The sequence below is a fragment of the Aquimarina litoralis genome, from assembly GCF_039523995.1.
GTDB classification, from domain to species: Bacteria; Bacteroidota; Bacteroidia; order Flavobacteriales; family Flavobacteriaceae; genus Aquimarina; species Aquimarina litoralis.
Genome location: NZ_BAAAGE010000007.1, coordinates 143,249 through 158,242 on the forward strand (window position 1 = coordinate 143,249; position 14,994 = coordinate 158,242).

At 32.2% G+C, this 14,994-nt stretch carries 12 protein-coding genes; 7 read left to right on the forward strand and 5 right to left on the reverse strand.

Annotated elements, in window-relative coordinates; translation table 11 throughout:
* The first annotated feature begins 59 nt into the window (after positions 1-59).
* The 4 genes from lnt (at position 60) to ABD077_RS23845 (ending at position 5,362) form a co-directional block, all read left to right on the forward strand.
* Positions 60-1,640 carry an apolipoprotein N-acyltransferase gene (gene lnt, locus ABD077_RS23830; protein ID WP_343914712.1) on the forward strand — a complete coding sequence of 527 codons (1,581 nt, stop codon included), beginning with the start codon at positions 60-62 and terminating at the stop codon, positions 1,638-1,640.
* A gap of 419 nt (positions 1,641-2,059) precedes the next feature.
* Entirely contained in the window at positions 2,060-2,731 is a 672-nt protein-coding gene (locus tag ABD077_RS23835) for a hypothetical protein (RefSeq protein WP_343914713.1), read from the forward strand.
* 169 nt (positions 2,732-2,900) lie between these two features.
* Positions 2,901-4,766, forward strand: a complete 1,866-nt coding sequence (locus ABD077_RS23840) for an ABC-F family ATP-binding cassette domain-containing protein (protein ID WP_343914714.1) — start codon at positions 2,901-2,903, stop codon at positions 4,764-4,766.
* Between the two features lie 260 nt (positions 4,767-5,026).
* Complete coding sequence (locus ABD077_RS23845) at positions 5,027-5,362, forward strand: hypothetical protein (RefSeq protein WP_343914715.1); 336 nt, start codon at positions 5,027-5,029, stop codon at positions 5,360-5,362.
* Here the strand turns inward: ABD077_RS23845 and ABD077_RS23850 are convergent.
* Complete coding sequence (locus ABD077_RS23850; RefSeq protein WP_343914716.1) at positions 5,352-5,936, reverse strand: hypothetical protein; 585 nt, start codon at positions 5,934-5,936, stop codon at positions 5,352-5,354. The two genes, ABD077_RS23845 and ABD077_RS23850, sit on opposite strands and share 11 nt — an antisense overlap.
* 299 nt (positions 5,937-6,235) lie before the next feature.
* Here ABD077_RS23850 and ABD077_RS23855 point away from each other — a divergent pair, with 299 nt between their 5' ends.
* Positions 6,236-6,922 carry an ABC transporter ATP-binding protein gene (locus ABD077_RS23855; protein ID WP_343914718.1) on the forward strand — a complete coding sequence of 229 codons (687 nt, stop codon included), beginning with the start codon at positions 6,236-6,238 and terminating at the stop codon, positions 6,920-6,922.
* Positions 6,923-6,991: 69 nt separating this feature from the next.
* Positions 6,992-8,431 carry a sodium:solute symporter gene (locus tag ABD077_RS23860; RefSeq protein ID WP_343914719.1) on the forward strand — a complete coding sequence of 480 codons (1,440 nt, stop codon included), beginning with the start codon at positions 6,992-6,994 and terminating at the stop codon, positions 8,429-8,431.
* On the opposite strand, the gene ABD077_RS23865 is transcribed toward ABD077_RS23860, so the two are convergent.
* A complete protein-coding gene (locus ABD077_RS23865; protein WP_343914720.1) occupies positions 8,408-8,773 on the reverse strand; it encodes a CoA-binding protein in 366 nt (121 codons plus the stop codon). The genes ABD077_RS23860 and ABD077_RS23865 overlap by 24 nt on opposite strands.
* Positions 8,774-9,197: 424 nt before the next feature.
* Between ABD077_RS23865 and ABD077_RS23870 the strand changes: the two genes are divergently transcribed.
* Positions 9,198-11,618 (forward strand): TonB-dependent receptor, encoded by a 2,421-nt coding sequence (locus ABD077_RS23870; protein WP_343914721.1) that lies wholly within the window; start codon positions 9,198-9,200, stop codon positions 11,616-11,618.
* A 265-nt stretch (positions 11,619-11,883) separates the two neighbouring features.
* Here ABD077_RS23870 and ABD077_RS23875 read toward each other — a convergent pair whose 3' ends face one another.
* From ABD077_RS23875 to ABD077_RS23885, 3 genes are all read right to left on the reverse strand, one after another.
* Entirely contained in the window at positions 11,884-12,894 is a 1,011-nt protein-coding gene (locus ABD077_RS23875; RefSeq protein ID WP_343914722.1) for a 3-oxoacyl-ACP synthase III family protein, read from the reverse strand.
* A gap of 200 nt (positions 12,895-13,094) precedes the next feature.
* Positions 13,095-13,412 carry a hypothetical protein gene (locus tag ABD077_RS23880; protein ID WP_343914723.1) on the reverse strand — a complete coding sequence of 106 codons (318 nt, stop codon included), beginning with the start codon at positions 13,410-13,412 and terminating at the stop codon, positions 13,095-13,097.
* A 252-nt stretch (positions 13,413-13,664) separates the two neighbouring features.
* Complete coding sequence (locus ABD077_RS23885; protein ID WP_343914724.1) at positions 13,665-14,972, reverse strand: ABC1 kinase family protein; 1,308 nt, start codon at positions 14,970-14,972, stop codon at positions 13,665-13,667.
* Positions 14,973-14,994: the final 22 nt, after the last annotated feature.

The following is a 14,994-nucleotide window of genomic DNA, read 5'->3' on the forward strand; positions in this document are numbered from 1 at the left end:
TAGGTTTCAGTTTTGTAACGAAATAAGTTTAATTTCGTTTCTAAGACACAACATCTTTTATGAAGAACATATTACTTGTCATTTTATCAGGCTTATTGCTTGCTATTGGTTGGCCTACTTATGGTTTCCCGCTATTTCTCTTTTTCGGTTTTGTCCCCTTATTAGTTGTTGAGTACAAAGTCCGCACGAACAAGTATCATAAATCTCAAGTATTTGGATTTGCTTTTCTCTCGCTATTTATCTGGAATATGATTACCACATGGTGGATCTATAATTCTACTCCATTCGGAATGTGGTTTGCAGAAATTGTAAATACACTGATAATGGCATTAGTATTTCTTTTGTATCATATTGTCGCAAGAAGAGCTTCATTCTTCATTGGAACTATCTTTCTCATTTGTATATGGATGAGTTTTGAGTATCTTCATCTACAATGGCAGTTTTCTTGGCCTTGGCTTAATTTAGGAAATGGATTTGCCAATTTTACTTCATGGATACAATGGTACGAATACACCGGAACTTTTGGAGGTACCCTTTGGATTTGGATTGTAAACATCGGTGTCTATAAAAGTATATTACTTTTTCTAGAACATAAAGACAAGTCAATTCTATACAAAGCAGGTCTCCAAAATGGATTGATCATTATCATCCCAATAATAATTTCTCTTATTATTTTAAAAACCTATGAAGAAGATGGCAAAGAGGTGGAAGTTGTTATTTTGCAACCAAACATAAACCCCTATACCGAAAAATATAATACTAGCGATGATCGTGTAGGTGCATTGTTAACTTCTCTTTCTCAAAAAGAAATAACAGAAAATACAGATTTTGTTATTGCGCCAGAAACTGTTTTTGCCGATAATAATAGATTAAAAACATTTAAGAGTTCTATTGCAAAAAAAACTGCTAGTGCTATTATTCAAAATTATCCAAAAGCTAATTTTCTATCGGGAATTTCCTTATTAGATGTTTTTAGAGATCCAGTCCAAGTTCGTCCACAAACGAATGAACATAAAAGTGGTGTGTTTTATGATGACTATAATTCTGCCTTTTTAGTAAGACCGGATGGTACAGACGAGTTATATCACAAAAGTAAATTAGTGGTTGGAGTAGAGAATTTTCCGTACCAAAGTGTTTTTAAACCGATCATTGGCGATGCTATGATCGATTTAGGAGGTACTGTAGCTAAGAAAACAACACAACCAAATCGAGAAGTCTTTTTTACAAAAGAAGAACTGGGTGCAGCGCCAATCATTTGTTATGAAAGCGTTTACGGAGAATTTGTCACAGGTTATGTAAGAAATAATGCGGATTTCTTAGCAATTATTACCAATGATGCTTGGTGGGGCGTAACACAAGGTCATCAACAACATTTGGCCTATGCAAAATTAAGAGCTATAGAAACACGAAGAAGTATTGCCAGAAGTGCAAATACTGGTATTTCTGCAATTATAAACCAAACTGGAAATATCATCTCGTCTTTACCATATAATGAGCAGGGAGCCTTAAAAGGCACTCTTACTACTAATAAAAAAATTACTTTCTATGTTAGAGCTGGTGATTATCTTGCAAGAGTTGCGATTTTTCTCATGATTTTTATATTTCTATTCTCGGTAACAAGACGAAGAAAAAAAATATAGTCTTTTTGAGTAACTTTAAATATTTCTGTTTTCTAATACTACACATTTGATTAAGAAAGAATTTCCTAATTCATTCTTTTAAAGCTCGCTCTTAAATCATACAATACTATCCAACAAGAAACACATATAATCCTCATTGTTATTACATGTTAACTCTTTAAAAAAATATAGAAAACTCTATTGTAGTTAGGAGAATAGTTTTCAAACTTCTTAACATTCTTTAAAGTTGATATTTTACCTTTTCTAAAAAAAACAAGATTGTCTGGGTAACATTTTCATTTGTTATTACTCCTCTGTACAAATAAACAATTGTTTATTATTTGGCTGATCATCCAAAATTATAATTCAAACAACAATTTTTAAAAAGCGAAAACCGAAAAGCTTATAGATAGAGTAGGTAATATTTAAGACAAAGTAACATGAAAAGAATACTAATTTATACGACAATATTGGGTTGTTTATTTACATTATTATCCTGCACCAAGGACAACCTCAACATTACAGATGTTGATCAGAAAAAGTCCTTAGAAACAGTAAATTTTGAAGAGAGAGAGTCTTCTTTTTTTAAAGAAAATGTTGCCTTATTGGATTCTAGAATTAGAAGTATTTCTGAAAAAGAATATGTTAGAGAATTGGTTTTTGTAAATTTTTCTGAAGAGGAGCCCATGCTGGATACAGTAACATTTGATAACACATCGTTTTTTGATGACGGATCTTACAATGATCTTAAAGCAAATGATGGAATCTATACCTCTGCAGCTATTTTTAAACACACTAGAAAGGTACCTTATTTTAAAGAACACAAAGTGGTTTCTGTCATGAAAGAAAGTATTGTGGATAGAAATTTCAAACATTCTGAAAGATTAAAAGAGTTATCTGAGACCTATAACCATGCTCCTTTTCTAAACAATCTGGACCCAAACAATATTGTACTAGCCGCTGGAATCGGAGTTAGCATAGAATGTGATGTAGAATTCGGGACCTGTGGATGCTATGCAGATCAATGGGGTCTTTGTAACTGCTGCTGTATAACGGTTTCTAACTGTAAAGTTACTGTATCTGCAGAAGTTGGTTTAAGCAGGGCTAATTGATAAGCTATTTTTCAAAAAAGAGTGTGAAATTTATATCTTCACACTCTTTTTGCATTCTTTAGACTTCATAAATCATGTAGAATACTTGCTATAATCTATCAAGAAACTTAGATCCAAATAGACTTATTATATACCAACTTTGTACCTTAGCAGCTTTAAAAAAAAGCTTGTGAATTACGTATCGGTAGAAAATATTGCAAAATCTTTTGGAGAACGAGTGCTATTTAATAACATATCGTTCGGAATTAATGAAGGTCAAAAAATTGGTTTTGTAGCTAAAAATGGAACTGGTAAAACGTCTTTACTAAATATTGTTGCAGGAGATGAAGAACCAGATGAAGGTCAGGTCGTATATAGAAAAAACCTGAAAGTAGCTTTTCTACCTCAAGAGCCCAATTTAGATCCTAATCTTACTATAGAGCAAACTATTTTTGCTTCAGATAATGACACCTTACGTGTTATTAATGCTTATGAGAAAGCATTACAAAATCCAGATGATACAAAAGCTTACCAAAAAGCTTTTGAACAAATGGATGCTTTAAATGCCTGGGATTTTGAAACACAATACAAACAGATACTCTTTAAACTAAAACTCGAGAACCTACAACAAAAAGTAAGTCAACTATCTGGTGGGCAGAAAAAAAGGTTAGCCTTAGCAAATATCTTACTTAGCAAACCTGAATTATTATATCTTGATGAACCTACAAACCATTTAGATCTAGAAATGATCGAATGGTTAGAAGAATACTTTGCCAAAGAAAACTTCACTCTTTTTATGGTTACTCATGATCGTTATTTTCTAGAAAATGTTTGTAATGAAATTGTAGAATTAGAAAATGGAAGATTATATAGCTACAAAGGTAATTATGCCTATTATCTACAGAACAAAGAAGCTAGAATAGCGAATGAAGAAATAGAAACCAACAAAGCTAAACAACTTTACAAAAAAGAATTAGATTGGATGAGACGCCAACCCAAAGCGCGTACTACGAAATCTAAATCTCGTATTGACGATTTTTATGAAATCAAAGAACGTGCTCATAAAAGAAGAAATGATCATGAGGTACAATTAGAAATCAATATGGAACGTCTGGGAAGCAAGATTCTGGAAATCCATAAAGTTTCTAAAAAATTCGACGATCTTATTCTCCTGGATAAGTATGAATACGTTTTCAAAAAAGGGGAACGTGTTGGAATTATCGGTAAAAACGGAACTGGTAAATCAACCTTTCTTAATATGATTACTGGTGCCATTACTCCCGATCAAGGTAAAATAGTAATTGGAGAAACTGTAAAATTCGGGTACTATACACAAAGAGGTATTACCATAAAAGAAGGACAAAAAGTAATTGATGTCATTAGAGAATTTGGTGATTATATTCCTTTGAAAAAAGGACGTCAAATTTCTGCACAACAATTGTTAGAGCGTTTTTTATTCGATCGTAAAAAGCAATATGATTTTGTAGAAAAACTAAGTGGAGGAGAAAGAAAAAGACTATATTTATGTACCGTTCTTATCCAAAATCCAAACTTCTTAATCCTTGATGAACCTACGAATGATCTTGATATTGTAACCTTAAACGTATTGGAGAATTTCCTTTTGGATTTTCCTGGATGTTTGATAGTGGTTTCTCACGATCGTTACTTTATGGATAAAATTGTGGATCATTTGTTTGTATTTAGAGGTAAAGGAGTTATCGAAGATTTCCCTGGAAATTACTCTGACTATAGAGTTTATGAAAACAGCAGACTTCCAGAAAAAGTTAAAACAGATGATCCAGCGTCAAAACCAAAGACTTCTTGGAAAAAAGATAATAAAAGTGCTCTATCTTATAATGAACAGAAAGAGTATAGTCGTATAGAACGTGAGCTAAAAAAACTGGAGTTACAAAAAAAGGAAATAGAAGAATTATTTACTAGCGGTAATTTGGATGAAGATAAAATCAATGAGGAATCTGCTAAACTAAAAGATATTATTGATAGCATAGAAGAAAAAGAAATGCGTTGGCTAGAGTTATCCGAAAAAATGGAATAACACATCTATTTATTGTAAGCATGCTATTTAAAATTAAATCTTACTTTCTTTTTTTAGTAAAATCTACAAATCAACATGGGGTTCATTCGCCTTTTGTATACAACTTGGTAACCAAATGTTTTTATAATCGGACTAAAAGAAAATCTTATGAGAAAATACAATCGATTATAAGTAAAAAATCAAGTATTAGTATTACTCTAAATTCTGCAAAACTACTAAATCGCACCATCCCTTATTTCGATTATAAAAAAGTGCTTGTTTTGAAAAAAAAACCGGATACCATTGTCCAAATTATATCTGAAAACAATGAGATATCTACTTATACTTCTTTTCAAAATAATGTAACGTTCGACTTGGTATTTTTAGAAATTAACTACTTTATGTCAAATATAGATATACTAGACGCCATATTAGAAAACACACATAATGACTCTTTATTACTTATAAATTCCATCCGATATACCAAAAAAAATTTTGATATCTGGAACACCATACAAAAGCATCCAAAAGTAACTGTAACTATAGATACCTATTCACTAGGATTTGTGTTTTTTAGAACCGAACAAGCAAAAGAGCATTTTATCATTAGGAAATAGAAGGAATAGCATTATTTTTATGATAGTTCACTTTTAACATAGTCCTATCTGTGGATAAACATAATTCTTTCATGTACTGGTCATATGTTTTACTTTTTTCCGCAAGGAATTTATTAAAATAGTTATTTGCTACCTCTATTCCCATCGTCTTTTCGATATCTATTAGTTTTTTGTACAACGACTTGATGTTTTCGATTGTACGTTTAGAAGGAATATTTCTCTCAATTAAATAATTCAAAATCTCATTATCCTCATTTCTCCTTACTTTAAAATTTGTAGTCACCCATTTCCACTCTCTTTCTGAGGTTAGACATTGGTTTATCAGGTAAGTGTTTGTTTTAGTATATAATTGTAACCAAAATCTTTTTTGGATAATCCTAGGAATACCGACTTCTTCAGTATTTTTATAAGAACCTGAAAAAGTATCTATTATCTTATCGTCCTTCCATAACACAAAATCATGATTTATATGTGTAACAAAATGAAAAAGGCTCTTTTTTGAACTTATAAATTCTTCGGACAGTACAATTTGGTTTTCAGTGGAATTTTTAATTGGTGGTTTGCGTAAAGACATATTGGTATATTTAGAGGTTGATGCAAACAGACTTTCCATTTACATATTTCCAAATACTACATCCCTTATATTAAGACGTTAATCTTATCTCTTAAAGATAGCACTATTCTATCATAAAAACAACACCCTAATAATCTGAAATTTCCCTAATTTTTAAAGCTTTCAAAATTAAAAATACGTGGATGGAGTTATCATGGTTCAGAAAAGCTTGATAATTAAATCTATTTTGTTGTAACAAATTTATTGATCGTACGTCATATAGGCTAAAATCGTATCTTACGCTATAATTAAAGCATCACATGGAAAACGTTATCGATATTAAAGGTATCATTAGAAACTTTCAACTAGGCCAGGAAACCGTGTATGTACTCAAGGGTATTGATCTTGAAGTTAAAAGAGGAGATTACATAGCTATTATGGGACCTTCTGGATCAGGAAAATCAACTCTAATGAATCTTTTAGGTTGTTTGGATACTCCTACCGATGGCACGTATAATCTTAATGGAAATGATGTGAGTAAAATGACTGATGACGAATTAGCAGAAATTAGAAATAAGGAGATCGGTTTTGTATTTCAAACATTTAATTTATTGCCAAGAACAACTGCTTTAGATAATGTTGCATTACCAATGATTTATGCAGGTACTTCTAAAAAAGACAGAAATGCCAGAGCGGAAGAAGTATTGACAGATGTAGGCCTTGCTGATCGAATGGATCACAAACCCAATCAATTATCTGGAGGGCAGCGACAAAGAGTTGCTGTGGGTAGAGCATTGGTAAATAAACCTTCTATTATACTGGCAGATGAACCAACAGGAAACCTAGATTCGAAAACCTCTTTGGAAATCATGCAGTTATTTGATGATATTCATGCTGCTGGAAATACTGTAATCCTTGTTACCCATGAAGAAGAAGTTGCCGCTCATGCACATAGAGTCATTCGATTACGTGATGGCATGATAGAAAGCGATACTAGAAATAAATAGTTTGTAGTTTAGGATTGATATTGTCATAGATTAATTCGTATTTTGGTATTTTACTAATTCGAACACTCTATGCAACCGATACATATTCTTTTTCTAATTGCCGGATATTTTGGTGTACTTCTTTTAATCTCATATTTCACAGGAAAGAATTCGGGAAACGACGCTTTTTTCAAAGCCAATCGCCAATCTCCATGGTATATAGTAGCTTTTGGAATGATTGGAGCATCGCTAAGTGGTGTTACTTTTATTTCAGTACCAGGTTGGGTTGAAGCTTCGCAATTTAGCTACATGCAAGTTGTATTAGGGTATATCGTTGGGTACGCCGTAATTGGTACAGTACTACTACCTCTCTATTATAAACTAAATCTAACTTCTATATATACCTATCTAGAAGAACGTTTCGGAAGGTATTCCTATAAAACTGGAGCTTCTTTTTTTCTAATATCCAGAATTGTGGGTGCTAGTTTTAGGTTATTTCTAGTAGCGAATGTTCTACAAGTTATTATGTTTGATAGTATTGGTATTCCATTTTGGATTACAGTGATTATCACTATACTTCTTATTTGGCTCTACACTTTTAAATCTGGTATCAAAACCATAGTTTGGACAGATACATTGCAAACCTTATTTATGCTAATTGCGGTAGGTGTTGCTGTATACTACGTTGCTAGTGATTTAGGAATTGACGGCACTAGTTTAATAGGGTATGTTTTAGATAGTGACCTTTCTAAAATTTTCTTTTTGGATGATTTTAAAAGTGGAGATCATTTTGTAAAACAATTTATTTCTGGTGCTTTTATTGCCATTGTTATGACAGGTTTGGATCAGGATATGATGCAAAAAAATCTTACTTGCAGAAACTTAAAAGATGCTCAAAAAAACATGTTTTGGTTTACTATAGTTCTGACTATAGTCAATTTTGTATTTCTTGGATTAGGCTTATTATTAACTCAATATGCGGGACAACATGGAATTGATGCTCATAAGGATCAACTTTTTCCAATTATTGCAACTCAGAGTGGATTAGGAATTGGAATTGCTATTTTCTTTGTCTTAGGATTAATTGCTGCAGCCTACAGTAGTGCAGATAGTGCGCTAACTTCGTTAACTACTTCTTTTAGTATTGATATCATGGATATAGAAAAAAAACTAAATCCTGAAGATCAAATAAAAGCAAGAAAACAATATCACATTCTATTTTCTTTATTATTGATTCTGGTGATCGTAGCCTTTAAATACGTAATCAAAGATGAAAGCGTTATTGCTAAGTTATTCGTTTTTGCTGGATACACCTATGGTCCACTTTTGGGACTTTATGCTTTTGGTTTATTTACTAAAATGAAAATCAAAGATAGATTGGTTCCTATCATTGCAATTCTATCACCCATACTATCGTACATTATAAGTATCAATAGTGCCAAATGGTTTGGTTTCGAATTTGGGTTCTTTATTTTAATTCTTAATGGCCTATTAACCTTTTTAGGCTTAGTACTGATTCGTAGAAAGTAATACTAAGGTGCAAGCCACTTCAACATTAATACCTGCTTCTTGCAATACATTATAAAACTCTGGATTTTCTGTTCCTGGGTTAAAAATCACTCTTTCTGGATGAAGTCCAATAATATAGTCATAATATTGCTTTTGTCTGGAAGGATTTAGGTATAGGGTTACCGTATGTATATCCTCAAATGATGTTAGAAATGTATGAATAGTAATTCCTGCTACTTCACCAGATCGCAATCCAATTGCTACTACTTCCTGATTACTATTAACCAATCGATGAATTGCCGAATTAGAATATCTATCTGGTTTAAGCGAAGCTCCCAACACTAAGGTCTTTTTTCCCTTCATAAGCATGATTTTAGTCGCAAAATAACGTTAATTCATAGCGATTACAGTCTGCAAACGTTAAAAATAAACCCTAAAATGTTAAAAACAAAAAACAGGTGTAACATAAGACTTGTACTGCACGTCTTATAGATAAAGAAATATGATTTTTCATAAATTTAGTTAGTTAGTTACTTAATAATCAAATTTTATTCATAGTTGATGGTTAGTGTTACTATTTGATTATTATAAGAAGACCGCTCCTTATCCAGGAGCGGTCTTTGGTTATATAATTAATTGTTAAAAGAAATATTTTGTGTAACAGATTTTAGGTTACATCGTCATACAGTTATACGTTTAATCAACGTAAAAAAGGGAAAACAAATGCACTGATATTATGCAATACCCAGTACATTGTTTTGCATACATCAATCAAAACACATTTAATATGAAAAAAATCAACCTACCTATTAGGCAAACCACCCACAATGTATTCTTATTTATTTTATTAATAAGCTGTTCCTTGCTTACCGCTCAGCCTAGCAACAGTATAATTGTTGGTACTATTTCGGGAACAGTAATCGACAAAAACCTTAAACAACCAATTCCTTATGCAACAATCGTAGTAAATGACGGAGCTAACAAATTAGTTAGTGGAGGAATTACAAAAGAAGATGGAACTTTTCTTATTCCTGATATTCCTAATGGAAATTATACACTAAAAGTACAATTCATTGGATATACCAGTTATACACAACCTATAGAAATATCTAGAAAGAACAAAGATGTTAATGTAGGAGTCATCTCCTTAGAAGAGGAAGCACAAGCACTGGATCATGTTACCATTATTGCAGAACGTACAACGATCGAACAAAAAATAGATCGCAAGGTAGTAAATATAGGGAAAGACCTTACGACTACTGGTGGTACTGCTGCAGAAATCATGCAGAATATTCCATCAGTTAATGTAGATCAAGATGGGAATATCGCGCTACGTGGTAACCCTAATGTACAGATACTAATTGACGGAAAACCAACGAACATCTCGCCTACTCAATTATTAAAACAAATTCCTTCTACATCGATTAAATCCGTAGAATTAATAACCAATCCATCGGCAAAATATAATCCCGAAGGTATGAGTGGTATCATTAATATAGTACTACGTAAAAATGCTAATATTGGTTTTAATGGAAACATCAACTTGGGTGTAAACTGGGATCAAAATGCGCGATTTAATAGCTCGATAGATCTGAATTACCGAAGTGGAAAAATAAACGTTTATGGAAATTACGGAGCCAATATTACTAAGAATCGACAACAAGGTTTTATTTTTAGAGGTGATCAAAACTATAGAACAGATTTTCGCTTTTTAGATAACAATAAATCTCACCTTTTCAAGGTAGGTTTTGACTACTATATTAATGATAAGAACACCATATCATTATATACAAATCAAAATTTATTTGATGGAAACATTAACGGTACTACTGATATTGACTTTCTCGATAATCCAGAAAACAACATATTCCAAAACTTGATTAATGACAGTGATAATCTTGGTTCTACTTATAATTTTGATTATAAACACGATTTTGAGAAAGACGGGCATAACATTGAGTTAGAAGTAGATTATAACATTTTTGAAGGTGATAGTGATGATGATTTCAATTTTGCTGGTGGCGCTACTCCAGATTATAATGATATATTAAATAACGAAAGAACAAATACCACTATCAACCTAGATTATGTGAATCCGTTATCAGAAAAAACAAAGCTAGAATTAGGATACGAAGGACGTATAAGACGTACTGATAATGAGTATAGATCCACTTTATTTGATGATTCTAAATATCGTTATGATAGAGACATTCATGCTTTATATGCAACTTATGGTAAAAATTATGAGAAATGGTCGTATCAACTAGGAGCACGATTAGAAAGTTATCAGGTAGAAGCTATTTTTAACGATGTAAAAGTATTTGAAGATGATATTTTTACTGTGTACCCTTCAGCCTATCTAACATATACACCAGGTGAAAAAAACTCGTATCAACTAAGTTATAGTAGACGTGTAGACCGACCAGGATTAAATCAGGTAAACCCGATAAGAGAATGGAGTACCCCTAGAATTACCTCTAGAGGAAATCCGGAATTAGACCCTCAGTTTACAAATTCTATCGAGTTTAACTACACTCGTAAATTGACGGGAGGATCTATTACTGCTGGAACATTTTATCGCCTTATTAATGATGAAATTAATCAAACGCTATTAGCAGATCCAACAGTTGAAGAAGGACAAATTCTTACGTTTGAGAATTTTGATAACAACTCTGCGTATGGAATCGAAATCTCTAGTAACTACAGACCGACGAAATGGTGGAATTTTAATGCTAGTTTTGATTTGTATGCGCAAACTCAAAAAGGTATTGTAGAAGATGTTGTAGAAGTAAATGGAGTAGATGAAATTGTTCAAGTTTCTAGCGAGGTTGATGCAGTGGTATACAACTTCAGAATAAATAACAATTTTAAAGCAACAAAAAACTTAACCTTTCAGATATTTGGATTCTATCGTGGTGAGCAAGAGGGAATACAGTTTAAAACAAAACCATTTTATTTCGTAAACACTGGAGCACGATATAATTTCTTAGGTGGAAAAGGTACGGCTAGCATTAATTTCAACGATATCTTTAACACCATGCGTTTTAGATTCTCTGGAGACTTTCCTTTTGAACAAAATGGTCAATTTCAAGGGGAAACACAAACTGTATTTTTAGGACTATCCTATCGTTTTGGTAGTGGAAAAAATCGAAAAGTAAGAAGAAAACGAAGAGATTCAAATGAAAAATCTGGCGGAGGAATACTCTAGAAAAACTAATGATTTTGTTAATTCATTAAAGAATAGTTATATTTTTTGTTAAATTCACATATCTTCAAAATTAAAGCCTGCTAAGTTAAATAATTGTAAAAATTATAATGTTTTTGTAACACTATGCAATATGTCACGTCTATTATAGTACCATTATGGTTATAATTTATTTGAATTAGCCTTTAAAGAAAAAAATAACCCGGTAAACAAAAAATCGCGAAACTTATGGTTTCGCGATTTTATTTTATGTGATTGTTTGATCAGGTTACCATTTAATAACAGCACTACCCCACGTAAATCCACTTCCAAAAGCTGCCAAAACGACAACATCACCTTCTTTAATCTTTCCTTCTTCCCAAGCTTCTGTAAGTGCAATTGGAATTGAAGCAGCTGTTGTATTACCATATCGTTGAATATTGTTATACACTTGATCATCAGATAATCTAAATTGCTTTTGTACAAACTGAGAAATTCTAAGATTCGCCTGATGCGGGATAAGCATATTTATATCCGATGGAGATAAGTTATTTTGTTGTAGGCCTTCGTTAATAACTTCAGAAAAACGTACTACTGCATTTTTAAAAACAAATTGTCCGTTCATATATGGATAATACGTAATATTCTCCTGATCATTCTTTTCTATAATCTCAGGTACCCAATGTTCAGTACTTGGCCCTTCTAATGACAATTCTTTAGCATGTGCTCCTTCGCTATGTAAATGTGTAGATAAAACTCCACCCCCATCATCTTTTTCATTTCTAGATAAAACCATAGCTCCGGCACCATCGCCAAAAATAACAGATACTGCTCTACCTCTTGTTGTCATATCCAAACCTCCACTATGATTCTCACTTCCAATAATCAGCACATTTTTGTACATTCCTGTTTTGATAAACTGATCCGCCACGGATACAGCATATACAAAACCACTACATTGATTTCTAACATCCAAAGCTGGAATTGTATTCATATCCATCATATCCTGAACTCTAACGCCTCCTCCAGGGAAATACATATCAGGACTTAATGTGGCAAAAATGATAAAATCTATATCATCCTTCGTTAGGTTTGCTCTTTCTAAAGCAATTTTTGCTGCTTTTACTCCCATTATAGAAGTACTATTACCATCTCCCTTTTTTATATGACGTCTTTCTTTAATACCTGTACGCTCTTGAATCCAAGCATCATTTGTATCCATTATTTTCGATAGATCGTCATTAGTTACAACATTTTCAGGAACATAACTTCCTAATCCTGTTACTCTTGAAGTATACATATATTATAATATTGAGTGTGTATTGTGTGTAATAATTAATTATTACAATTCAGTTTAAAAAAAACTGCAGGGCAAGATATGTATTCTTACGTTTTTGATAAAAGAAACTACAAGCTTATTGTATGCATGCATAACAAATATTTTCCTCTTATCTTACGTATAAAAAACAACTAAAGCTTTTTTGGAAAAACTTATAGTACTTATTTAAGTTTCAAAATAGTTTTCACAACTTTATGTATGCCATCACTAACTTCGATGATATATAAATCAGTGGGAAAAGAATGAAGAGATAAAGTGTTTCTCTGAGAAAGATTGTATTTTTCTTTTACAAGCTTTCTTTTTCTGTTATAGATCTTATAAAAAACGTTAGCATCATTCTTATGTAAATCGATATAAATAACATTTAATCTTTGATTAAGATACACAGAAAACGTAGTTTCTAAAGTATCTATTCTTTTAGTATTATATATCGATTCCACATTCATACCTCTATTCTTTTTCCCGATCTGATTTATCATTTGTAATACCAAATTTGTGGTTAAAGCAAATAAGTATTGTCAGGTATAAAATTAGATAAACAGAAAATTTGTTAAGAGTGACTTCTTTGTATAAATTTTCTTTTTTTCGATGAATGACACATAAATTCTACAAACGTATTTGTACTAGTAAAAAGTTTTCTTTTAAAAAAGCGAAAGGCACGCCAACCACAGCATGCCTTTCTAACAACCTAACCAATAAATAAACAAACCAAAGCCAGTCTTAGCAACTGACTAAAGGTACTTTTCAAAATTTTTCACACGAATTGTTGCTTTTAAATCGTGTAATAAGTTATATAAACCAAAGAATGTTCTATTGATATACAGGAAATGCTTACTTCCTCTATTTCCATTCATTTTCCTTAGCTCGGTATCTTTAGAATATTTTTCACTTAACTCTGTTATTTTATCCCAAAACTCCTGATCTGCAAAGTCAAAAACATCTTTATTAAATGGTGTTGTAAATAAACTTAACATCTCATAAAATAGCTCCGAGAAAAATTTCTTCTCTTCGTCAGAATCATCTTCTCGGAGTATTTCGAGTTCAAACATCTTTTGAGCAAAGAATTCTGGGTTATTTATATTTTCTCTTTCAGCTAATTCAAAATAAGGAGTATAAAACTCCAACGGTACTTTCTTTACACATCCAAAATCTATTGCAATCAGATTTCCCTCTTTATCTACCAAGAAATTCCCAGGATGTGGATCCGCATGCACAGCTTTCAAGATATGCATTTGATACATATAGAAATCCCAAAGAGCTTGTCCAATTCTATTGGCTTTTTCTTGATCCTCGTTATGTTTTGCAAACTCACTAAGATGCTCTCCATCCATCCAATCCATCGTAATGATCCGCTTACTAGATAAATCTTCATAATACTTTGGGAACCTTAGATTTTCAATTTTAGCGCAGGCATTTGTAATCTCTTTACTTTGCTTTACTTCCAATACGTAATCTGTTTCCTCTAGTAATTTACCTTCCAATTCCTGAAAATACTTATCAGAATCTTTTCCTTTTAAATTAAACATCCTGATGGCGATGGGCTTTACCATCGCCAAATCAGAACTTATGCTGTCTGCAACTCCAGGATATTGAATTTTCACAGCAAGTTTTTTCCCGTCTTTAGCGGCCTTATGTACCTGTCCGATACTGGCGGCATTAACAGATTGAGTTGCAAACGTATCGTATAAATCTTCCGGATATTTTCCGTGATATTTCTTAAATGTCTTCCTTACTAAAGGAGCTGATAATGGCGGAACGCTAAACTGTGATAGGGAAAATTTTTCAACATAAGCATTCGGCAAAATGTTTTTTTCCATGGAAAGCATCTGTGCTACTTTCAATGCGCTTCCTTTCAAATTTTTTAGTCCGTCATAAATATCAGCAGCATTATCTTCATTTAGTTTATCTCTAGTAGTGTTAGGGTTTATAGCTTTTTTACTATAATATTTCAGATAATTCCCTCCTACTTTTACTCCAGTTTTCACCAACTCTGTGGTTCTACCTAATTTGGAGGTGGGTATTTTATCAATTGTCTTCATATTCCTTTTCTCTTTCTACAAA

Bases quoted from the DNA above. Each gene is read 5' to 3' on its own strand.
- lnt (WP_343914712.1), top strand. From the start codon at position 60: ATGAAGAACATATTACTTGTCATTTTATCAGGCTTATTGCTTGCTATT.
- ABD077_RS23835 (WP_343914713.1), top strand. From the start codon at position 2,060: ATGAAAAGAATACTAATTTATACGACAATATTGGGTTGTTTATTTACA.
- ABD077_RS23850 (WP_343914716.1), bottom strand. From the start codon at position 5,936: ATGTCTTTACGCAAACCACCAATTAAAAATTCCACTGAAAACCAAATT.
- ABD077_RS23855 (WP_343914718.1), top strand. From the start codon at position 6,236: ATGGAAAACGTTATCGATATTAAAGGTATCATTAGAAACTTTCAACTA.
- ABD077_RS23860 (WP_343914719.1), top strand. From the start codon at position 6,992: ATGCAACCGATACATATTCTTTTTCTAATTGCCGGATATTTTGGTGTA.
- ABD077_RS23865 (WP_343914720.1), bottom strand. From the start codon at position 8,773: ATGAAGGGAAAAAAGACCTTAGTGTTGGGAGCTTCGCTTAAACCAGAT.
- ABD077_RS23870 (WP_343914721.1), top strand. From the start codon at position 9,198: ATGAAAAAAATCAACCTACCTATTAGGCAAACCACCCACAATGTATTC.
- ABD077_RS23875 (WP_343914722.1), bottom strand. From the start codon at position 12,894: ATGTATACTTCAAGAGTAACAGGATTAGGAAGTTATGTTCCTGAAAAT.
- ABD077_RS23880 (WP_343914723.1), bottom strand. From the start codon at position 13,412: ATGATAAATCAGATCGGGAAAAAGAATAGAGGTATGAATGTGGAATCG.
- ABD077_RS23885 (WP_343914724.1), bottom strand. From the start codon at position 14,972: ATGAAGACAATTGATAAAATACCCACCTCCAAATTAGGTAGAACCACA.